This window comes from Phenylobacterium sp. Root700 (assembly GCF_001429025.1).
Lineage (GTDB): Bacteria > Pseudomonadota > Alphaproteobacteria > Caulobacterales > Caulobacteraceae > Phenylobacterium.
In genome coordinates, this window is sequence record NZ_LMHT01000015.1 from 159824 (window position 1) to 179454 (window position 19631).

The following is a 19631-nucleotide window of genomic DNA, read 5'->3' on the forward strand; positions in this document are numbered from 1 at the left end:
TGGCCGTGTCTCACGAACCGGGCGGGGATGGCAAGACACAGGGCGCCAAATTGTCGCACCCAGCGCCCACCCTGTTGCCGCGGCGCCACGCCGGCGCCGCGGCGGGTCCCTGACTATTGGCCGTAGAAGAACCGCTCCTCGGCGATCTTGCCGTCCTTGATGGTGTAGACCCCGACCTCGTCCATCTGAATGCGGGCGCCGCTCTCCTTCTGGGTCAGGTCCATCTTGAAGCGGACCACGAACTGGTCGCCGTTCACGTAGGGGCCCTCGACCTCCGAGGCATGGACCTCATGGGCGTTGGCCCACCATTCGCCTTTGCCGCGCGCGGCGTCCTTGCCGCGCATTTCGGCCATGTCGCCGGGCATGGCTTCGACGCTCAGCACGTCGTCGGCCCAGTACTTCTCACCCGCCTCGTCGAACTTGCCCGCCTTGCAGAGGGCGACCAGATCGTTGGCGATGTCTTGCGTGCTCATGACTGTCAGCTCCGGGGGTTGGGACAGCCTGGGCCAAGCGGCCCGGCGGGCGATTTCCGCCACCAAACAGCGTTCCGCGCAAGTGAATTGTTTATGATTTGTTCTCCACAGCCATGCTTGCGCCAGGGCTTGCATCCAGTCGCGACTTGCCCCCCGCCCACGCATGTGAGACGTCGTCAGCGACCGACGTTTAGAGAGCTACGCATGTCCGACGCCCAGCCCGCCTCCGTCTACGATCTCAGCCACACCGAGGAGGTCGAGAACCTCGCCACCTTCGCGATCCTGGTGGACAACGAACCGGGCGTGCTGCACCGGCTGGTCGGGCTGTTCGCGGCCCGCGGCTACAACATCGAGAGCCTGACCGTCGCCGAGACCGATCGCCGGGCCCACACCAGCCGCGTCACCATCGTCACTCGCGGCGCGCCGCACGTGCTGGAACAGATCGAAGCCCAGCTCGAGAAGATGGTCGCCACCCGCCACGTCCAGGACGTGACCCGCGATCCCAACGGCCTGGAGCGCGAGCTCGCCCTGGTGAAGGTCAAGGGGACTGGGGCCGACCGCGTCGAGGCCCTGCGCATCGCCGACATCTTCCGCGCCAAGGTGGTCGACACCACCATCGAGAGCTTCGTCTTCGAGATGACCGGCGCCTCGACCAAGATCGACAAGTTCGTGGATCTGATGCGACCGCTCGGCCTGGTGGAACTCTCCCGAACCGGCGTGCTTTCCATCACCAGGGGCGCCGACGCCATGTAGGGAGGGCCAGATTGGTCCGCTTAGCTGCGACCATCTTGAGCCTGCTCTGCCTCGCCGCGCCGGCGCTGGCCCAGACGCCGCCGCCCGTCCCCGCGCCCGCCGCCGATGAATGGCCTTGGCCGCCGCCGGATCCCAAGACCTGGTGGGACGACCAGTGGCCGAGGCCGCCGGAGTCCGCCGATCCCTTGGCCGGGCGCAGGCTCGGCCGGAACGAACGCCCGGCGGCCATCGACAACGGCTACGATCCCCTGCTCTACCGCCTCTGGGCGCTGCCGCCGCTGCAAAGCCAGATCCTGCGCAATGGCGAGATGATCCTGGAGGTGGCGGTCCGCCCCTCCTCCTCCGCCCGCCAGACCCTGATCCGTGTGATCGTGCGACGCGACGGCAAGGCCTTCGTCCAGGGCCGGGCCGGGCTCGGCTGCTGCGAACCCGGCATCGCCAGGCGGGTCGGGTTCGACGCCGAATTGCCAGCGGGTTCGGCCGCCCAGTTCCTGGCGCTGCGCGAATCTCCGCTCTGGGACGCGCCGCGCGAGGTCAGGGTCGACGACGGTTCGGGCGCGGCGGACGCCTTGTGCGTCAATGGAACGTCCTACGACCTGACCCTGATGGTTCCTGGTCGGTCACGTTCGGTGCGGCGGGCCTGCGACAGCGCCGAGATCGGCCAGGCGGCCGATGTCCTGCAGGCCGCGTTCAGCGCGGCGCTGGGCCACGAGCCGCGTTTCGATGTGATCTATCCGACCGGCGCCGACTTCTCGTCAGCGCGGGGCGCCTATGAAGCCTTGATCGCCGAGGGCGGACGCTTGAAGCCCGCCCCCAACTCGCGCCCTCAACCCCCGACGTTCACGCTGCCGACGGTCGAGGAGCCCGAGGTCGTCCCGACGCCCTAGCGCAGGACGCGGAAGCGATAGAGCAGGCCGCCGATCACCGCGCCGATGGCGGGAGCGGCGAAGAACAGCCAGAGCTGCGACAACGCTTGGCCGCCCACCAGGACCGCGGGGCCAAAGCTCCGCGCCGGGTTCACCGACACGCCGGTCACCTGGATGCCGACGATGTGGATCACCGCCAGGGTGATGCCGATGGCCAAGCCCGCGAAGCCGGCCGGAGCCTCCGACGAGGTCGAGCCCAGGATGACGATGACGAAGATCGCGGTCATCACGATCTCGAAGATCAGCGCCGCCTGCATCGAGAACTCACCGAGATAGCCAGGTCCCCAGCCGTTATGGCCAAGCCCGCTGGCCACCCCGGCGATGGAGGCCAGGATGCCCGCCCCCGCCAGAGCACCGAGGAACTGGGCGACCCAGTAGACGACCATGTCGCGGGCGCTCATCCGGCCGGCGATGAAGGCGGCCAGGCTGACGGCCGGATTGACGTGGCACCCGGAGATCGAACCGATCCCGTAGGCCATGGCGACAATCGCGAACCCGAAGGCCAGGGCGATGCCGAGTTGACCCACATGGTCGGCGCCCAAGACGGCGGCGCCGCAACCAAAGAGCACAAGCGTAAGCGTACCGATGAATTCCGCGACGAACTTCTGCATGAGAGCCTCCCGTTTGATTCGAGGCTAACTCATGGTTGCGTGAGCCACTAGCACGCTCATCATCAACATTATGCTGCGGCTTGCTCGGCCTGGGCGGCGATGATTCCGCGCCGGGCGATCTGGCGGAACGTCATGTACTGCAAGGCGAACAGCACGATCTTGGAGGCGGGCGCCCAGATCGCCATGACGGCGACCACGGTCATCGGCTGGGCGTTGAAGGCCAGGATCAGGTTGAGCGCGGCGCTGACGAACATCAGCCCGGCCCACACATAGCCGGCGGCCACGACCAGCCGCTGGGGAATGTGATCGACCGAGATCGGCGGCATGTAGCGGCCCATCCATCCCCGCTGCAGCATGGCCGCGCCGATGGCCAGATAGACGATGGTCGGCTTGATCAGGATGAAGCGAGCGTCGTGGGTCAGCAGCGTCGCCCCGCCCATGATCAGGACAAGCGCCAGGCTGGTCCACTGCATGGCGGCGATCTTCATGCCGCGCGCCTTCATCACCACGACCTGGAGCACGCCGATCGCGATACCGACCATCGTGGCGATGGCGACCTCTCCGGTGGCGGCGAGCACGCCGTAGAAGACGAAGGTGGCGGCCATGTCGATCAGGATCGGCCGGACGGCGTAGAGCAGAGGGTTCATGATGAGGTTCCCGAGAGGAATTGAACGTCCTCAAAGCCTAGCGAGCCGGCCGCTCGGAGCCCTAACCCGTTGGCGCAGGATCGGCGGCGGCCCGCGAAAACGGCCTGTCGATTGGCGCTTCGCGAAAGGGATCTGCCCCCTCGCGTCGGAAGTTCTTCAAAATCCGACGGCTTGCCCCTATATTGGACGTGTCGGGTTTCGGCCCGACTATAGGGATAAACGCGCACGTCATAAGCGGACTGGACCCGGGTGCGATTCCCGGCGGCTCCACCAATCTTCCCCGGCTGTTATCGCCGGTAAGCATGGGGCCGATCAGCATCGACAGACGTCTAAAGGTGTTGCTTTCTCTCGGCTTGGCCCACCGTTTCGGGCCTTAATCTAAATGCGAACGATAACTTCGCTGAAGAAGTCCGTTTGGCCGCGTAAGCGACCCGACAGATTTCGACATAAACTCCTAGCGTCTTAGCAGCGTTAGGCGGGGCTCGGAGGGGGCCTTGCAACAGAACCCCTCCACTTTCCTCACAATTCTAAGCGATTGACCCTCATCTGGGGCGCGAGCCGCCTTGCGCCGGGACGCCGAAACGCTACCCTCCGCGCCAGAGTTTTTCCCTCGGAGTTTCGATGGCCCAGGACCCGCCGGCCCAAGACCAGATGCACTACGAAGCCATGGCCCAAGAAGCCCTGCGCGGCGTGGTCAAGGCCGCGCTGAAACGCGCCGCAGCGCCGGAAGGCCTGCCGGGCGCCCACCACTTCTACATCACCTTCAAGACCGAGGCGCCGGGCGTGTCCGGCCCCAACGATCTGCTGGGCAAGTACCCGGACGAAATGACCATCGTCCTGCAGCACCAGTACTGGGACCTCGCCCCCGGCGAGACCTTCTTCTCGATCACCCTGAAGTTCGGCGGCCAGCCCAAGCGGCTGTCGGTGCCCTACGCCGCGGTGACGAGGTTCTACGACCCGAGCGTCCAGTTCCTGCTGCAGTTCGAGTCGGCGACCTCGAACATGACGACCCTGCCGGTCGCGGCGCAGGAAGAGCCCGCCGAGCCGCCGGCCGAGACCGATCCGGACGCGCCGAACGTCGTGTCGCTCGACACCTTCCGGAAGAAGTGAGCGCGCGCCGATGACCGACGTCGCTCCCGCCGAGCCGGAAGCCCTGACCGACGAGGCGATCCTCGCCCGTTTCCAGCGCACGAAGAACCAGCCCACCGGCTCGCAGACCCTCGGCTTCCGCATCGTGGCGGTGAGCCAGGCCGAGAAGTCGGTGGAGGTCGAGTTCGACGCCAAGGCCGAACTGCTGCTCAATCCGATGAAGCAGATCCAGGGCGGCTATCTCTGCGCCATGCTGGACGAGGCGATGTCGGTGGCCTGCATGGTCGCCTCGGGCATGACCCATGTGGCGCCCACCGCCGAGATGAAGACCACCTTCTTCCGCCCCGGCGCGCCCGGCAAGCTGAAGGGGATCGGCCGGGTGGCCAAGTGGGGGCGCACCATCGCCTTCACCGAGGGCGAGCTCTACGACGCCGACGGACGCCTGCTGGCCAAGGCCACGGGGACGGCGGTTCCAACCCCCTTCCAGCGCTACAAAAGCTAGGATGGGCTGGCGCGCCGGCCTCGCCAGCGCAGTCCTCGCCCTAGCCTTGAGCTGGGCCGGCTCGGCGTTCGCGGCGACGCCGGCGCCCGAACCTAGCCCCTTCGACGACTGGGCGGCCCTGGTCGTCGCCGGCGATTTCCACGGCGCCGGCGGCGGCCCGACCGAGGCCTTCGACAACGCGCGCCGCGACGTCTCCAAGGAACTTCAGCGGATTGGGTTCTCGGCGCACAACATGCGTCAGTTCTCGGTGCGCCCGGAACGCTACAAGGACGGGCCGCTCAAGTCCGACCCGCGCGCCATCTACGAAACCCTGAGCGACCTGTCGGGCAAGGCCAAGTCCGGCTGCCTGCTCTACTTCACCTCGCACGGGGCGCCGGAAGGCGTGCTGATCGACGACAAGATCCTGTCGCCCGCCATTCTGAACCGGATCCTCGGCGCCACCTGCGGCGCGCGGCCCACCGTGGTGATCATGTCGGCCTGCTTCTCGGGCGTGTTCGTCCGGCCGCTGGCCCAGCCGAACCGGATGATCCTGACCGCCGCGCGACGCGACCGCACCTCGTTCGGCTGCGGTGAGGACAGCGTCTATCCGTTCTTCGACGACTGCGTGCTGAAGTCGAGCCCGACCGCTCACGACTTCATCGCTTTGGCCAGCGCGGTGAAGTCCTGCGTCGCCCGGCGCGAGGTCGCAGAGGGGGCGAAACCGCCCTCCGAACCGCAGATCTGGATCGGCGGAGACCTGCGGCCTGTGCTGCCGCTCCACCCCTTCCCGACGGGCCCGCCAAAGGGCGATTGAGCGACGTTCACAGCGCGCTCAGGGGCCCGCGTCAAACCGCTCTAGCGCCCTGCGCGCGCGGCGCCCTACAAGAGGAATCACTGGACAATGGGGCCAGCGGGTAATCGTCCATGCGTTTGATCTTCAAGGCTCTCTTCACCGCCGTCCTGGCCGTTTCGGCTCCGCCGGCGCTCGCTCAGGACGCCGCGCCGCCGCCGGCTCCAGCCGCCCAACCGCCCGCGTCTGCGCCGCCCGTCGTCAACCCGCGCGGACCAGTTCCCTACACCAGCCTGCAGCGTCCGGCCGCCCCCCGGCCGCGGGCCTCCGCTCCCGCCACGACGCCCCGCCCAACGGCGCCTGCCGCGACGATGGCCGCGGCTCCGCTCGCCGCCCTGCCGGCGACGCCGACCGGCGCGCGCCTGGCGCCCGGCGAGGCCCTGCCGCCGGCCGAACTTGAAGCCTTCGTCGACGGCGTGGTGCGCGACGCCATGATGCGCGAGCACATCGCCGGGGTGACCGTCTCGGTCGTCCAGAACGGCCAGATCGTGCTGAAGAAGGGCTACGGCTTCGCCAGCCTGTCGCCGTCCCGCAAGGTCGATCCCGACAAGACGCTGTTCCGCATCGGCTCGATCTCCAAGACCTTCACCTGGATCGCCCTGATGAAGGAGATCGAGGCCGGCCGCATCCGTCAGGACGCGCCGATCAACCTCTACCTGCCCGAACAGATCCAGGTCCGCGACCAGGGCTTCCGCACGCCGGTGCGGGTGATCAACCTGATGGACCACTCGCCGGGCTTCGAAGACCGGGTGCTGGGCCACCTGTTCGAGAAGAAGTTCGACCGCGAACGCCCGATGGCCGACTACCTGCGCCAAGAGCGGCCGCGCCGCGTGCGGGCGCCGGGCGAGGCCTCGGCCTATTCCAACTACGGTGCGGCCCTGGCCGGCGAAGCCGTCGCCTATGTCTCGGGCAAGCCGTTCGAGCGGCTGATCGAGGAGGGCATCTTCCTGCCGACCGGCATGAACAGCACCAGCTTCCGCGAGCCCCATCCGGTCAAGGCGGGCCTTCCCGGACCGATCCCGGCGCGACTGGCCGGCGAGATCTCGCAAGGCTACCGCTGGACCCCGACCGGCTTCCAGGCTCGACCGTTTGAATATATCGGCCACATCGCCCCGGCCGGTTCGGCCTCGTCCACCGCGGCCGACATGGCGCGCTACATGCAGTTGCTGCTGAACGGCGGCACGCTCGACGGCGCCGTCGTCTACGGTCCCCGCGCGGCCCAGGCCTTCAACACCCCGATCCGCAAGACGCCCGCCGGGATCAACGGATGGCGCCACGGCTTCATCGAGTACAACCTGCCAGGCGGCCATAAGGGCTTTGGCCATGCCGGCGGGACGCTCTCGTTCCTCTCCAACATGGTGGTGACGCCCGATCTGAACCTCGGCATCTTCATCAGCACCAACACCGAGACCGGCGGCGAACTGACCAACGACTTCGCCGCCCAGGTCGTGCAGCAGTTCTATGTCGCGCCGCAGCCGTTCCCGCGCGCGGGCTCCCCGGCCCTGCTGGATCGGGCCGGCGATTTCACCGGCTACTACATCGGCACGCGCCGCGCCTATCGCGGGCTGGAGGGCCTGGTCGGCCTGCTGATCGGCGGCGTCGACGTGGCGGTGACGCCCGAAGGCCGGCTGGCGGTCAGCGCTGGCGACACGGTGCGCACCTTCGTGCCCGACGGCGAGCTGTCGGGCGGCCGGTTCATCTCGACGACCGGCGCCGACCGCATCGCCTTCTCGATGGCCGATGGCCGCGCCCAGAGCTTCCAGCGGGCGATTGGCGAACAGACCTTCGAACGCGGGGCTTTCTGGAAACGGCCCTCGACCCTGGCCATCCTGGCCTTGCTCAGCGGCGTCGCGGCGATCGCGACGGTCGCCGGCCTATTCCTGCGCAACCGGCGTGAGTTCCGCGAAACCCCGGTGCAGCGTCAGGCGAGCCTGATCCAGACTAGCCAGGCCGTGCTCTGGCTGGCCGCCCTGGCCCTCTTCGGGCTCTGGGCCTCACGCACCGCCGACCATGCGATGGTCATGTACGCTTGGCCGAGCGCCGCGCTGATCATCGGTTCGGCCTGCGTCCTGGTGGCCGCCGGGCTCACCCTGATCAGCCTGATCATGCTGCCGGCGATTTGGCGCGGCGGGCGCCGGGTTGATTCGTGGACGTCCCTGCGCAAGGCGGCGTTTACTTTTACGGTTCTCGTCTATGCGGCGTTTTCGGTGGTCCTGGGCTTCTGGGGCGCGCTAACCCCTTGGAGCGGTTGATTTTCGCTCACGGACGCGCGGCGTTTCTTTTGCAAATTGAGGCGTTAAGACGGCAACTCTTAAACGCGTCGTTTACCAAGCACTGGGTAAATACTGCCTAGCGGCGGGCGAGTGAGCGTGCGTCCCGCGTATCCTGGGAAGGACGTCCGCGTTGAATAGCTTCGTCGCCGCCCTGCAGAAGTTCGGTATCGGACGGCTGGCGGCTTTCCTCGGAATTGGAGCCGGCGTGGCCGCGGCGCTGTTCGCGCTGACCATGAACCTGGGCGAGCCGAAGGCGCTGCTCTATTCGAACCTCGACATGAAAGAGGCCGGCTCGATCACCGGCGCCCTCGATCAGGCCGGGGTGAAATACGAGGTCAAGGGCGACGGATCGACGATCATGGTCGGGCGCGACAAGGTCGCCTCGACCCGGCTGCTGTTGTCCAGCAAGGGCCTGCCGACCTCCGGCTCGGTCGGCTACGAAATCTTCGACGACGCCAACGCGCTCGGCCAGACCGACTTCGTGCAGCAGCTCAACCGCCAGCGCGCCCTGGAAGGCGAACTGGCCCGCACCATTCGCGGCCTCGACGGCCTGACCTCGGCCCGGGTGCACCTGGTGCTGCCCAAGCGCCAGCTGTTCGAGGAAGAGTCCGAGCAGCCGTCCGCCGCCGTCACCATCGTGGTCGGCGGGCGCGCGCCCTCCCCCGACCAGGTCCAGGCGATCCAGAACCTGGTCTCCAGCGCCGTGCCGAACCTGAAGCCCGGCCGCGTGACCGTGGTCGATCAGCACGCCAAGACCCTGTCGACCGGCGAGGACGGCTTTGGCGGTCAGGCCGCCGACGGCCGTCGCAGCGAGGTCGAGCAACGCATCGCCAAGACCGTCAAGGGCCTGGTCGAGGGCGTGGTCGGCGCCGGCAAGGCCCGCGTGAACGTCACCGCCGACCTGAACCTCGCCCGCGTCACCGTCCAGCAGGAGACCTTCGACCCCGATGGTCAGGTCGTGCGTTCGGAGACCACTAATGAGGAAACCGCCCGCGAGAACCAGCCCGACGCCAACGGCGCGGTCTCGGCCAGCGCCAACATCCCGAGCGGGGTCGGCGCCAATGGCGAGGCCCTGAACCAGTCGGCCAGCGGCCGCACCGAGTCGACCACCAACTATGAGATCTCCAAGACCACCCGCACCGAGATCCAGGAGCCGGGCGACATGAAGCGCCTCTCGGTCGCCGTCGCCATCGACGGGATCACCGCCCCCGGCGCCAATGGCGAACCGGGCGCCTACACCCCGCGCTCGGCCCAGGAGATGCAGCGCATCGAGCAACTGGTCCGCACCGCCGTCGGCTTCAACGCCGATCGCGGCGACCAGGTGACCGTGGTCAATGTCCGCTTCCCGGCCACCGATACGGCCGGTGGCGTTGAAACCGCCAACCCGCTGATGGGCTTCGACAAGAACGACATCATGCGGGCGATCGAGCTGGGCATCATCGCCATCGTCGCGATCCTGATGATCCTGTTCATCGTCCGGCCGCTGCTAAAGGCGCCCACCGGCCGCGGCCTGCCAGCGCTGACCTCGGCAGGCGGCGTGGGCGTGACCCGGCTGGTCACCACCGCCGACGGCCAGCAGATGCAGATGACCGTCGACCCGGCGACCGGCCAGCCGCTGGCCCTGCCCAACCCGTCCAACGAACTGGACCAACGGATCGACATCGCCCGCATCGAAGGCCAGGTGAAAGCCTCGTCGGTGAAGCGCGTCGCCGAATTCGTTGAAAGCCACCCCGAGGAGTCGGTCTCGCTCCTGCGCACCTGGCTGCATGAGACGACATGATCATGAAAGCCATCAACGATCCCGCCAAGCTAAGCGGACCGGAGCGCGCCGCGGTCGTCCTGCTGGCCCTGGGCGAAGACCACGGCACCATCTGGGAACAGCTCGACGAAGAGGAGATCAAGGAGATCTCCCAGGCGATGGCGGGCCTCGGCACCGTCTCGTCCAGCGTGGTCGAGCAGCTGCTGGTCGACTTCATTTCCGGGATGTCCGGCGCCGGCGCGATCATGGGGTCGTTCGAACAGACCCAGCGCCTGCTCCAGGCCTTCCTGCCGGCCGACAAGGTCGACACCCTGATGGAGGAGATCCGCGGTCCCGCGGGTCGAACCATGTGGGACAAGCTGGGCAACGTGAACGAGGCGGTGCTCGCCAACTACCTGAAGAACGAATACCCCCAGACCGTCGCCGTGGTGCTGTCCAAGGTGAAGTCCGAGCACGCCGCCCGCGTGTTGGCCGCACTGCCGGAAGACTTCGCCCTGGAATGCGTGACCCGGATGCTGCGCATGGAGCCGGTCCAGCGCGAGATCCTGGACAAGATCGAACAGACCCTGCGGACCGAGTTCATGTCCAACCTGGCACGCACCTCCAAGCGCGACAGCCACGAGATGATGGCCGACATCTTCAACGCCTTCGACCGCCAGACCGAGGCGCGCTTCATCGCCGCCCTGGAAGAGCGCAACCGCGAGAGCGCCGAGCGCATCCGGGCCCTGATGTTCGTCTTCGAGGACCTTTCGAAGCTCGATCCTGGCGGGGTCCAGACCCTGCTGCGTGGCGTCGAGAAGGACCAGCTGGCCCTGGCGCTGAAGGGCTCCTCGGACAGCCTGCGCGAGATGTTCTTCTCCAACATGTCCGAGCGGGCCGCCAAGATCATGCGCGAGGACATGGAGGGCATGGGCCCCGTCCGCCTGCGCGACGTCGACCAGGCCCAGATGAACATGGTCCAGGTCGCCAAGGACCTGGCCGCCAAGGGCGAGATCATGCTGGCCGGCGCCGGCGGCGACGACGAGCTGATCTACTGATGACCAGCACGCCCCACCCGAAATTCGGCTTTGACACGGTGTTCGACAACGCCGGCGACGTCGCCTACGCGGCCACCCGGCCCAAGCGGCTCTACACGGTCGACGAGGTCGAGGTGCTGCGCGCCGAAGCCTTCGCCCAGGGAGAGCAGCAGGCCCTGGGCTCGATGAGCGCCCTTCAGGCCCAGGCGCTCTCGCAGATCGCCGCGTCGGTCGGCGCGGCGATGCCCAAGCTGGCGGGCGTCGCCCATGAGCATCGGGTCGGCTCGGCGGAACTGGCCATGGCCTGCGCCCGCGCCATCGCCGACGCCGCGCTCGCCCAGTTCCCGCAGGCCCCGATCCTGGCCGCGCTGGAAAACCTGGCCCGTGAGATCGAAGCCTCGCCGCGCCTGGTCGTACATGCGCCGCCCGAACTGGCGGACGGCGTCCAGGCCGCCCTGGAACAGACCGCTCAATCCATCGGTTTCGCCGGCGCCATTCAGGTCCGCCCCTCGGCCACGATGGGCCCTGGCGCCTTCACGCTCGACTTTGGCGACGGCGCCGCCGCCTTCGATCCCGCCGCCGCCGCCGCGCGCGTGGCGGCCGCTCTCCACGCGGCGCTGGCCGCCGAAGGCCTGCACGCCGAACCCCTCATTCCCGGAAGCGAAAGCTGACCGCCATGTCCAACGATCTCAAACTCGACGAGTTCGCCCCCTCCGACCTGCCCATGGATATGGGCATGGAGATGGAGGAGAAGACCGCCACCGACCTGGCGCCGGTCTTCGACGTCCCGGTCTCGATCTCCGCGGTCCTGGGGCGCGCCACCATGTCGGTGGCCCAGCTGCTCCAGCTCCAGTCCGGCAGCGTTCTGGACCTGGACCGCAAGGTCGGCGAGGCCATCGACATCTACGTCAATAACCGCCTGGTCGCCCGGGGCGAGGTCGTCATCGTGGACGAACGCCTGGGCGTGACCATGACGGAAATCATCAAGGACGGCGACTCCCAGGGCTAAGGCCCAGGCGTCTGAGGAGATAGTGCTATGCGGCTTTTGGTCGTCGGAAAACTGAACGGACAGCTGTCCAACGCCGTGAAGATGGCGATGACAGCGGGCGCCAAGGTGAGCCACGTCGAGACCATCGAGGCGGCCACCCACGCCCTGCGCGCGGGGCAAGGCGCCGACCTGCTGCTGGTCGACTACGATCTCGACATCGCCGCCCTGATCGCGGCGAACGAGAACGAGCGCATCCGGGTGCCGGTCGTGGCCTGCGGCGTCGATCCCGACGCCCAGAAGGCCGGCGACGCCATCCGCGCCGGGGCCAAGGAATTCATCCCGCTGCCGCCGGACGCCGAGATGATCGCCGCGGTGCTGGCCGCCGTCTCCGACGACAACAAGCCGATGGTCGTGCGTGACGCCGGCATGCAGGCGGTGATCGCGCTGGCCGACCAGGTCGCGCCGTCCGAGGCCTCGATCCTGATCACCGGCGAAAGCGGCTCGGGTAAGGAAGTCATCGCCCGCTACCTGCACCAGAAGTCGCGCCGCGCCACCAAGGCCTTCATCTCGGTCAACTGCGCCGCCATTCCGGAAAACCTGCTCGAGAGCGAGCTGTTCGGCCACGAGAAGGGCGCCTTCACCGGCGCCGTCGCCCGCCGGATCGGCAAGTTCGAAGAGGCCAACGGCGGCACCCTGCTGCTCGATGAAATCTCGGAGATGGACGCCCGCCTGCAGGCCAAGCTGCTGCGCGCTATTCAGGAACGTGAGATCGACCGGGTCGGCGGCTCCAAGCCGGTGAAGGTCGACATCCGCATCCTGGCCACCTCCAACCGCGACCTGGCCCAGGCCGTGAAGGACGGGACCTTCCGCGAAGACCTGCTCTACCGCCTGAACGTCGTGAACCTGCGCCTGCCGCCGCTGCGCGAGCGTCCGGGCGACGTGGTGGCCCTGGCCGAGCATTTCGTGCGCAAATACGCCAAGGCCAACGGCACGCTGGAACGTCCGCTCTCGGCCGAGGCCAAGCGCCGCCTGGCCATCCATCGCTGGCCGGGCAACGTGCGCGAGCTGGAAAACGCCATGCACCGCGCGGTGCTGCTGGCGGTCGGTCCGGAGATCGAGGAAAGCGCCATCCGCCTGCCTGACGGTCAGCCGCTGGCCGCGCCCGATCCGGCCGTCCGCACCGCCCAGACCGCGGCCGGCGCCGCCGAGGCCGTCACCCGCGCCTTTGTCGGCCAGACCGTGGCCGACATGGAGCAGCAGCTGATCCTCGACACCCTGTCGCACTGCCTGGGCAACCGCACCCACGCGGCCAACATCCTTGGCATCTCGATCCGCACGCTGCGCAACAAGCTGAAGGAATACAACGAGGCCGGCGTCGCCGTGCCCGCGCCGCAGATGGGCGCCAGCGCGGCCTGATAGACCATGGCTGATACAGGATCATACGCAGCCGCCCGTCCCAGCCCGCGCGAGATGCTCGGGTGGCTGATGAAGGGCGAGGTGGCGCTGGCGTTCGGCGTCATCGGGATCGTCCTGCTGCTGATCCTACCGATCCCGCCGTTCATGCTGGATCTGCTGCTGTCGATCTCGATCACCTCCTCGGTGCTGATCCTGATGACCTCGTTGCTGATCAAGCGGCCGCTGGAATTCACGGCCTTCCCGACCGTGCTGCTGGTCACCACCCTGTTCCGGCTGGGGCTGAACATCGCCTCGACCCGCCTGATCCTCGGCCATGGTCACGAGGGCGCCCACGGGGCCGGCAAGATCATCGAGGGCTTCGGCAACCTGATGATGGGCGGCAATTTCGTCATCGGGGTGATCGTCTTCGCGATCCTGGTGATCGTGAATTTCGTCGTCATCACCAAGGGTTCGGGCCGGATCGCCGAAGTCGCCGCGCGCTTCACCCTGGACTCGATGCCCGGCAAGCAGATGGCCATCGACGCCGACCTCTCGGCCGGGCTGATCGAGGAAGACGAAGCCAAGAAGCGCCGCAAGGAACTTGAGCAGGAATCGACCTTCTTCGGGGCCATGGACGGCGCCAGCAAGTTCGTGCGCGGCGACGCGGTCGCCGGCCTGATCATCGTCGCCATCAACATCATCGGCGGCATCCTGATCGGCGTGGTGCAGCACAAGGTGCCGTTGGCCCAGGCCGCCTCGTCCTACACGATCATGACCATCGGCGACGGCCTGGTCAGCCAGATCCCCGCCCTGATCATCTCGATCGCCGCCGGCTTCCTGGTGTCGAAGGCCGGCGTCGACGGCTCGGCCGACAAGGCCCTGGTCGCCCAGCTGGCGATGAACCCCATCGCCCTGGGCATGGTCTCGGCCTCGGCCGGCCTGCTGGCGCTGATCCCGGGCATGCCGATCATTCCGTTCGCGGCCCTGGCGGCCGGGGCGGGCTTCCTCGCCTGGAAGCGTTCGCAGGACGCCGCCAGGCCGCCGCCGGTCGACATCGTGCCCGCCAGCGCGCCGACCCAGGATCAGGAAGAACCGATCAGCCAGTCCCTGGCCATCGACGAGATCAAGATCGAGCTGGGCTACGGCCTGCTGCCGCTGATCAACGACCTGGAAGGCCGCCGCCTGACCGACCAGATCAAGGCGCTACGCCGGACCCTGGCCGCCGATTTCGGCTTCATCATGCCGGCGGTGCGGATCCTCGACAACATGCGCCTGCCCTCGCAGGGCTACATGATCCGCATCAAGGAGATGGAAGGCGGCGGCGGTGAAGTGCGGCTCGGGGCGTTGATGGCCATGGACCCTTCGGGCGGCCAGGTGGAGCTGCCGGGCGAGCACATGCGCGAACCGGCCTTCGGATTGCCCGCCACCTGGGTCGATGAGTCCCTGCGCGAGGAAGCCACCTTCCGCGGCTACACCATCGTCGATCCGGCCACGGTGCTGACCACCCACCTGACCGAGATCCTCAAGGAGAACATGCCCGACCTGCTCTCCTACGCCGAGGTGCAGAAGCTGCTGAAAGAACTGCCGGCCGAGCAGAAGAAGCTGGTCGACGACCTGATCCCCAGCGTCGTCTCCGCCACGACCATCCAGCGGGTGCTGCAGGCCCTGCTGCGCGAGCGGGTCTCGATCCGCGACCTTCCGGCGATCCTGGAAGGCATCGGCGAGGCCGCGCCGCACACCCAGTCGATCACCCTGCTGGTCGAGCAGGTTCGCGGCCGTCTCGCCCGCCAGCTCTCCTTCGCCTATCGCGGCGACGACGGCGCCCTGCCGATCATCACCATGTCGGCGGAATGGGAGAACGCCTTCGCCGACGCCCTGATCGGGTCGGGCGACGAGAAGCAGCTGGCGCTGGCCCCGTCACGACTGCAGGACTTCATCCGGGCGGTGCGCGACAGCTTCGAGCGCGCGGCCCTCGCCGGCGAGAGCGCCGTGCTGCTGACCAGCCCGCAGATTCGGCCCTATGTCCGCTCGATCATCGAGCGGTTCCGCGGCCAGACCCCGGTCCTGAGCCAGAACGAGATCCATCCGAAGGCGCGGCTGAAGACCGTGGGCTCGATCTAGGCGCCATCATCGTCATCCTCCGGGCTCGCGGAGCGAGATCCGGGGGACCGCGGGCTACGCCATATTCTGGAAGTCGGCTTGGGTCCCCCGGATCAGCCTTCGGCTGACCGGAGGATGACGAATGTCGGGGGGCCGGCCGCGCCCCTATCCCATCGGCTTGGCGAAGATCAGCTGCGGGCCAAATCCTTCTTCGTGGCGCGCGCCGGTGTCGACGAAGCCGATCCGTTGATAGGCGGCGATGGCCGGCTCGTTGCGGGCGTTCACCGCCAACATGAGCTGAGGCTGGATCGGCCGCTCGCGGGCGAACCAGTCCTCCAGCAGGGCGATGCAGCGCCGCCCCACCCCCTTGCCCTGGAAACCAGGCCGAACCCGGAAGCTGTGCAGGCTGACCGTGCCGGGCGGCGCCCAGGGCGGACGGCGCAGGCCCTCGCGCAGGACAAAGAACCCCACGATCTCACCGGACGGCTCCACGACCGCGAAGCCCTGCTCCAATCCGACGGCGTCGTTCTCGTTCAATCGGCCGAACACCTCGTCAAGGCTGCCGGCGAAAGCCTCCTGTTCCGGAGGCAGGTGAATGATCTCCACCACCTCGCGGTCGGCGCCGGAGATCGGCTCCAGCTTCCAGTCGGCGATGTCCAGGGTCGTCGTTTCATCAGCCATGCAAGGAGGCTAACACGCATTTCGTAACAAATGTCAGGCGCGACGACAGGATCATTTGATTGCATCGCCGACGTCTCGCCCGCTCATCAGGAACAAAGTCGCCGATCACTGTCGCGTGCGGGCTGATCTGAGCCCTCCAACGTCACGAAACCTCCATTCTGCTCAGAATTGCAGCCCTTTCCGGCTCCGCGACAGGACCCGCCCGCGCGCCGATCAGCGGGCCATCGGCCCAATCGGATCGTCAGGGCCGTTGCAGCCCGGCGTGGCGGCTGATAGCGGTTTGACCCTGGCGCGGTCACTGTCGGCCGCTAGGCGTTGGATTTCGAATGCGGCCACCTGCTTCCAAGACCCGGCGCGGCCCGGGGGGCACGATCTTCTGGGATCTGCTGACCTTCGAGCGGCTGATGACCAACCAGGTCATCCATCTGATCTATTGGGCCGGTCTGGGCGTCATCGCGCTGATCGCCTTCGGAACCGTGGGGGCCGCCGTCGGCGTCGCCCTGCGTGAGGAAAGCTGGATCGGCGTGATCCTGGCGATCCCGGTCCTGGTGGCCGGCTTGCTGGTGGTCGGGGGCCTGGTCCTGCTGTGGCGCTCGTTCTGCGAGCTCTATGTCGCCCTGTTCCGCCTCAGCGACGACCTGCACGCCCTGCGCCAGGCCGCTGACGCCGCCGACCAGGGCCAACGCCCCGCGCCGCGCACCGCCGCTCCCGGCGGCGGGCCGCTGAACTAGCGCAAACCGCCGATCCAGGCCGCCGCGGCGGCCTTTGGACGGCCCTGGTCATCGAACAATAGCGGCGTGTCCGCGGCGTTCTCGCGCTTGAGCCAGGAATCGCCGTCGCGCAGCCCCCAATGGGTGAAGGCGAACCGCTGGCTGGGTGGCAAGCTGGAGAAGGCCTCGGCCGCCTCGGCGTAGACCCGCGCCTGCCCCGCCGCCAGGCGCGTGCGATCCTTGATCAGCCCTTCGGACCTGGTGATCGAGACGTCCATTTCCGACAGGTGGACCGGCAGGCCAAGGCTGGCCAGGTCGCTAATCGTTCGGCTCAGTTCGCCCGGCGCCAGATCGGCGGCGACGTGGGTCTGGGTGCCAAGACCGCCAAGCGGCGCGCCGGCCTTCAGCAGCGCCTCGGCGAGTTTCAGGAAGGTCGCGCGCTTCTTGGGGATATTTTCGAGATTGTAGTCGTTCAGGAACAGCACCGCGTCCGGGTCGGCCTCGCGAGCATGCTGGAAGGCCAGGACCATGTGGTCGAGCGCGCCTAGCTTTCGCGACCACAGGCTGTCGCGCCAGCCCTCCCCATCCTCGGCCACCGCCTCGTTGACCACGTCCCAGCCCGAGACCTGTCCGCGATACCGGCCGGCGACCGCCAGGATGTAGTTGCGATAGGCGGCGTCGAAGGCGATCCGGCTGACGTCCAACCGTTCGAAGGCCGGCGGCGACTGGGCGTACCAGACCAAGGTGTGGCCGAAGAGCCTGATCCCGGCGCTGCGCGCGAAGGCGGCGATCTTGTCGGGCCCCTCGAAGCGAAGCGAGCCGTCGTCCTGGACGATGTACTCCATCTTCATCTCCCACTCGGGCGTGAGCTGGGAGACCTGGGCGGCGACGAGCGCGGCGAAGGCCGGATCGTCGAGCTGGAGCGCCTGGAGACAGGTCCCGACCGGGAAAGGCGCGACCGAGCGCAAGGTCGGCAGATTGGCGGGCGAGGTCTGGGCGTCGGCCCGGCGCTCGCAGGCGGCCAGCGCCAAGGCCGAACCGATCAACGCGCGGCGGTTGACGCCGGGGCCTGTCACCGGCCCGCTGCGGCCCGCCTCAGGCCCATCTCGTCCATGGCGGCGGTCTCCTGGCGAGCCACCTCCTTGGCGCGGGCCAGGCGGATGCTCTCGGCGACGTGCTCGTATTTCTTCTGCTCCTCGAACGCGAGGGCCAGGGCGTCGCGCGCGCCGGCCTCCTCGATCTGGATGCGGGCGATGTCGGCCAGGATGATCGCCCGGCGGGCGCGCAGGCCTTCCAGGAAGCCCAGCTGATACCAGCCGTGTTCGACGTCATGGCGCGCGCGTTCGGCCTCGGCCTCGGCCTCCGCCTCCAGCAGCACCAGCTTCATCTCGACCTGCATCCGCCGGTCGGCGATTTCGCCCAGGCGCTTTTGCAGGACCTCGACCTCATAGGTCGAGAGTTTGATCAGGGACTGCGCCCAGCTCATGCGGCTTCACCCATCAGGATTTGGGCGAGACTGTCGAAGCTCGCCTCCAGGCTGGTCGCCTCGTCCTTGTCCTGGGCGAGGAAGGCCTCGAGCGCAGGATTAAGCTCGATGGCGCGGTCGACGATCGGATCGGCCCCGGCGCGATAGGCGCCGATGCGGATCAATTCTTCCATGTTGGCGTAGGCCGACAGCGATTGGCGGGCCAGTTTCACGATCTCCCGCTCATGCGGCAGATGGCAGCCCGGCATGGTCCGGCTGATCGACTTCAGCACATTGATCGCCGGGAAGCGGCCGCGCTCGGCGATGGCCCGCTCCATGACGATGTGGCCGTCCAGGATCCCGCGCACGGCGTCGGCGATCGGTTCGTTGTGATCATCGCCGTCCACCAGCACCGTGAAAATGCCGGTGATCGGTCCGGCCGTGGTGCCGTCCGGACGGACAGGCCCCGGCCCCGCGCGCTCCAGCAGCTTGGGCAGTTCGGTGAAGACGGTCGGCGTATAGCCCTTGGTGGTCGGCGGTTCGCCCGCGGCCAGCCCGATCTCGCGCTGGGCCATGGCGAAGCGGGTGACGCTGTCCATCATGCACAGCACCTCCATGTCCTGGTCGCGCAGGAACTCGGCGATGGCCAGGGTCATGTAGGCGGCCTGGCGGCGCTTCAGGGCCGGCTCGTCGGAGGTGGCGACCACGACAATGGCGCGCTTCAGCCCCTCTTCGCCCAGGGTCTCCTCGATAAACTCGCGGACCTCGCGGCCCCGCTCGCCGATCAGGCCGACGACCACGGCGTCGCAGTCGGCTTCCTTGGCCAGCATCGACAGCAGCACCGACTTGCCGACGCCCGAGCCGGCGAAGACGCCCAGGCGCTGGCCGCGGCAGCAGGTGGTGAAGACGTTCATCGAGCGAACGCCCAGATCGAGCCTCTCGCCCACCCGGCCGCGCGCATGGGCGGCGGGCGGGGCGGCGCGCAACGGATAGGGAACCAGGCCCTGGGGCAACGGCCCCTTGCCGTCGATGGGTTCGCCGAAGGCGTCGATGATGCGTCCCAGCCACGCGGTGGTGGGACGAACGGCCGAGCCCTGCGGCTCGATGCGGATCTCGGCGCCGGGCGCCACGCCCTCGACCGGGCCGAAGGGCATCAGCAGGGCGCGGGTTTCACGGAAGCCGACCACCTCGGCGGCCAGCGGCTTGTCGGCCCGGCGTTCGATCTCGGCCCGCGCGCCGACCGCCAGCCGGGTCAGCCCGCCGCGGGCCTCGATCAGCAGACCGTTCACGGCCGCCACGCGGCCAGAAACGGTGAGTGGATCGATCCGCTCGACAGCGGCGACTAGGCTACGCAACGGCTGGGCCCCCCAGGGTCAGATTCGACCGCTTGAGAATCCGCCCTGCGCCGTTAACC

At 68.0% G+C, this 19631-nt stretch carries 20 protein-coding genes and 1 other RNA gene; 14 read left to right on the forward strand and 7 right to left on the reverse strand.

Annotated features, from left to right (window positions below; genetic code table 11):
- Positions 1 to 113: 113 nt before the first annotated feature.
- Complete coding sequence (locus ASE02_RS10350) at positions 114 to 473, reverse strand: nuclear transport factor 2 family protein (protein WP_056733843.1); 360 nt, start codon at positions 471 to 473, stop codon at positions 114 to 116.
- Between the two features lie 204 nt (positions 474 to 677).
- Between ASE02_RS10350 and ilvN the strand changes: the two genes are divergently transcribed.
- Both ilvN and ASE02_RS10360 read left to right on the forward strand, forming a co-directional pair.
- Positions 678 to 1226, forward strand: a complete 549-nt coding sequence (gene ilvN / locus ASE02_RS10355) for an acetolactate synthase small subunit (protein ID WP_056733845.1) — start codon at positions 678 to 680, stop codon at positions 1224 to 1226.
- A gap of 11 nt (positions 1227 to 1237) precedes the next feature.
- On the forward strand, positions 1238 to 2113 hold the full coding sequence (locus ASE02_RS10360) for a hypothetical protein (protein WP_235536664.1): 876 nt from the start codon (positions 1238 to 1240) through the stop codon (positions 2111 to 2113).
- Here the strand turns inward: ASE02_RS10360 and ASE02_RS10365 are convergent.
- Together ASE02_RS10365 and ASE02_RS10370 are read right to left on the reverse strand one after the other, a co-directional pair.
- Complete coding sequence (locus tag ASE02_RS10365) at positions 2110 to 2781, reverse strand: aquaporin (protein ID WP_255354037.1); 672 nt, start codon at positions 2779 to 2781, stop codon at positions 2110 to 2112. The two genes, ASE02_RS10360 and ASE02_RS10365, sit on opposite strands and share 4 nt — an antisense overlap.
- Positions 2782 to 2831: 50 nt before the next feature.
- Positions 2832 to 3410, reverse strand: coding sequence for an inner membrane-spanning protein YciB (locus ASE02_RS10370; protein WP_056733849.1), 579 nt, complete (start codon positions 3408 to 3410; stop codon positions 2832 to 2834).
- A 151-nt stretch (positions 3411 to 3561) separates the two neighbouring features.
- Here ASE02_RS10370 and ssrA point away from each other — a divergent pair.
- The 11 genes from ssrA (at position 3562) to flhA (ending at position 15382) form a co-directional block, all read left to right on the forward strand.
- Positions 3562 to 3925, forward strand: a transfer-messenger RNA (tmRNA) gene (gene ssrA, locus ASE02_RS21980).
- 106 nt (positions 3926 to 4031) lie between these two features.
- The gene (locus ASE02_RS10375) at positions 4032 to 4520 is read left to right on the forward strand and encodes an SspB family protein (protein WP_056733850.1); all 489 of its coding nucleotides are present in this window, start codon (positions 4032 to 4034) and stop codon (positions 4518 to 4520) included.
- A 10-nt stretch (positions 4521 to 4530) separates the two neighbouring features.
- Entirely contained in the window at positions 4531 to 5001 is a 471-nt protein-coding gene (locus ASE02_RS10380) for a PaaI family thioesterase (protein ID WP_056733852.1), read from the forward strand.
- Between the two features lies 1 nt (position 5002).
- Positions 5003 to 5794: a C13 family peptidase gene (locus ASE02_RS10385; protein ID WP_082601992.1), complete on the forward strand. Its 792-nt coding sequence runs from the start codon at positions 5003 to 5005 to the stop codon at positions 5792 to 5794.
- A gap of 110 nt (positions 5795 to 5904) precedes the next feature.
- The gene (locus tag ASE02_RS10390; RefSeq protein ID WP_056733853.1) at positions 5905 to 8082 is read left to right on the forward strand and encodes a serine hydrolase; all 2178 of its coding nucleotides are present in this window, start codon (positions 5905 to 5907) and stop codon (positions 8080 to 8082) included.
- A 151-nt stretch (positions 8083 to 8233) separates the two neighbouring features.
- Positions 8234 to 9883 (forward strand): flagellar basal-body MS-ring/collar protein FliF, encoded by a 1650-nt coding sequence (fliF, locus tag ASE02_RS10395; protein ID WP_056733855.1) that lies wholly within the window; start codon positions 8234 to 8236, stop codon positions 9881 to 9883.
- Positions 9880 to 10899, forward strand: coding sequence for a flagellar motor switch protein FliG (fliG, locus tag ASE02_RS10400; RefSeq protein ID WP_056733858.1), 1020 nt, complete (start codon positions 9880 to 9882; stop codon positions 10897 to 10899). Before fliF ends, fliG begins: the two co-directional genes overlap by 4 nt.
- On the forward strand, positions 10899 to 11549 hold the full coding sequence (locus ASE02_RS10405; protein ID WP_056733860.1) for a flagellar assembly protein FliH: 651 nt from the start codon (positions 10899 to 10901) through the stop codon (positions 11547 to 11549). The genes fliG and ASE02_RS10405 overlap by 1 nt, the downstream gene beginning before the upstream one ends.
- A gap of 5 nt (positions 11550 to 11554) precedes the next feature.
- Complete coding sequence (fliN, locus tag ASE02_RS10410) at positions 11555 to 11887, forward strand: flagellar motor switch protein FliN (RefSeq protein WP_056733863.1); 333 nt, start codon at positions 11555 to 11557, stop codon at positions 11885 to 11887.
- A 27-nt stretch (positions 11888 to 11914) separates the two neighbouring features.
- Positions 11915 to 13282 (forward strand): sigma-54-dependent Fis family transcriptional regulator, encoded by a 1368-nt coding sequence (locus ASE02_RS10415; RefSeq protein WP_056733864.1) that lies wholly within the window; start codon positions 11915 to 11917, stop codon positions 13280 to 13282.
- Positions 13283 to 13288: 6 nt separating this feature from the next.
- Positions 13289 to 15382 (forward strand): flagellar biosynthesis protein FlhA, encoded by a 2094-nt coding sequence (flhA, locus tag ASE02_RS10420; protein ID WP_056733866.1) that lies wholly within the window; start codon positions 13289 to 13291, stop codon positions 15380 to 15382.
- Between the two features lie 144 nt (positions 15383 to 15526).
- On the opposite strand, the gene ASE02_RS10425 is transcribed toward flhA, so the two are convergent.
- Positions 15527 to 16042 carry a GNAT family N-acetyltransferase gene (locus ASE02_RS10425; RefSeq protein ID WP_056733867.1) on the reverse strand — a complete coding sequence of 172 codons (516 nt, stop codon included), beginning with the start codon at positions 16040 to 16042 and terminating at the stop codon, positions 15527 to 15529.
- 326 nt (positions 16043 to 16368) lie between these two features.
- Between ASE02_RS10425 and ASE02_RS10430 the strand changes: the two genes are divergently transcribed.
- Positions 16369 to 16773 carry a DUF4282 domain-containing protein gene (locus ASE02_RS10430; RefSeq protein ID WP_056733869.1) on the forward strand — a complete coding sequence of 135 codons (405 nt, stop codon included), beginning with the start codon at positions 16369 to 16371 and terminating at the stop codon, positions 16771 to 16773.
- Here ASE02_RS10430 and ASE02_RS10435 read toward each other — a convergent pair.
- Genes ASE02_RS10435 through fliI form a run of 3 tightly spaced genes read right to left on the reverse strand, consistent with a single transcriptional unit; the run spans position 16770 to position 19572 of the window.
- Positions 16770 to 17828: an endo-1,4-beta-xylanase gene (locus tag ASE02_RS10435; protein ID WP_082601993.1), complete on the reverse strand. Its 1059-nt coding sequence runs from the start codon at positions 17826 to 17828 to the stop codon at positions 16770 to 16772. The two genes, ASE02_RS10430 and ASE02_RS10435, sit on opposite strands and share 4 nt — an antisense overlap.
- Positions 17825 to 18238: a hypothetical protein gene (locus tag ASE02_RS10440; protein ID WP_056733872.1), complete on the reverse strand. Its 414-nt coding sequence runs from the start codon at positions 18236 to 18238 to the stop codon at positions 17825 to 17827. Before ASE02_RS10440 ends, ASE02_RS10435 begins: the two co-directional genes overlap by 4 nt.
- Positions 18235 to 19572, reverse strand: a complete 1338-nt coding sequence (gene fliI, locus ASE02_RS10445) for a flagellar protein export ATPase FliI (RefSeq protein WP_056733874.1) — start codon at positions 19570 to 19572, stop codon at positions 18235 to 18237. The genes ASE02_RS10440 and fliI overlap by 4 nt, the downstream gene beginning before the upstream one ends.
- Between the last annotated feature and the right edge of the window lie 59 nt (positions 19573 to 19631).

Coding starts and splice junctions, on each gene's coding strand:
- ASE02_RS10350 (WP_056733843.1), bottom strand. CDS start 473: ATGAGCACGCAAGACATCGCCAACGATCTGGTCGCCCTCTGCAAGGCG.
- ilvN (WP_056733845.1), top strand. CDS start 678: ATGTCCGACGCCCAGCCCGCCTCCGTCTACGATCTCAGCCACACCGAG.
- ASE02_RS10370 (WP_056733849.1), bottom strand. CDS start 3,410: ATGAACCCTCTGCTCTACGCCGTCCGGCCGATCCTGATCGACATGGCC.
- ASE02_RS10375 (WP_056733850.1), top strand. CDS start 4,032: ATGGCCCAGGACCCGCCGGCCCAAGACCAGATGCACTACGAAGCCATG.
- ASE02_RS10380 (WP_056733852.1), top strand. CDS start 4,531: ATGACCGACGTCGCTCCCGCCGAGCCGGAAGCCCTGACCGACGAGGCG.
- ASE02_RS10385 (WP_082601992.1), top strand. CDS start 5,003: ATGGGCTGGCGCGCCGGCCTCGCCAGCGCAGTCCTCGCCCTAGCCTTG.
- ASE02_RS10390 (WP_056733853.1), top strand. CDS start 5,905: ATGCGTTTGATCTTCAAGGCTCTCTTCACCGCCGTCCTGGCCGTTTCG.
- fliG (WP_056733858.1), top strand. CDS start 9,880: ATGATCATGAAAGCCATCAACGATCCCGCCAAGCTAAGCGGACCGGAG.
- ASE02_RS10405 (WP_056733860.1), top strand. CDS start 10,899: ATGACCAGCACGCCCCACCCGAAATTCGGCTTTGACACGGTGTTCGAC.
- fliN (WP_056733863.1), top strand. CDS start 11,555: ATGTCCAACGATCTCAAACTCGACGAGTTCGCCCCCTCCGACCTGCCC.
- ASE02_RS10415 (WP_056733864.1), top strand. CDS start 11,915: ATGCGGCTTTTGGTCGTCGGAAAACTGAACGGACAGCTGTCCAACGCC.
- flhA (WP_056733866.1), top strand. CDS start 13,289: ATGGCTGATACAGGATCATACGCAGCCGCCCGTCCCAGCCCGCGCGAG.
- ASE02_RS10425 (WP_056733867.1), bottom strand. CDS start 16,042: ATGGCTGATGAAACGACGACCCTGGACATCGCCGACTGGAAGCTGGAG.
- ASE02_RS10430 (WP_056733869.1), top strand. CDS start 16,369: ATGCGGCCACCTGCTTCCAAGACCCGGCGCGGCCCGGGGGGCACGATC.
- ASE02_RS10440 (WP_056733872.1), bottom strand. CDS start 18,238: ATGAGCTGGGCGCAGTCCCTGATCAAACTCTCGACCTATGAGGTCGAG.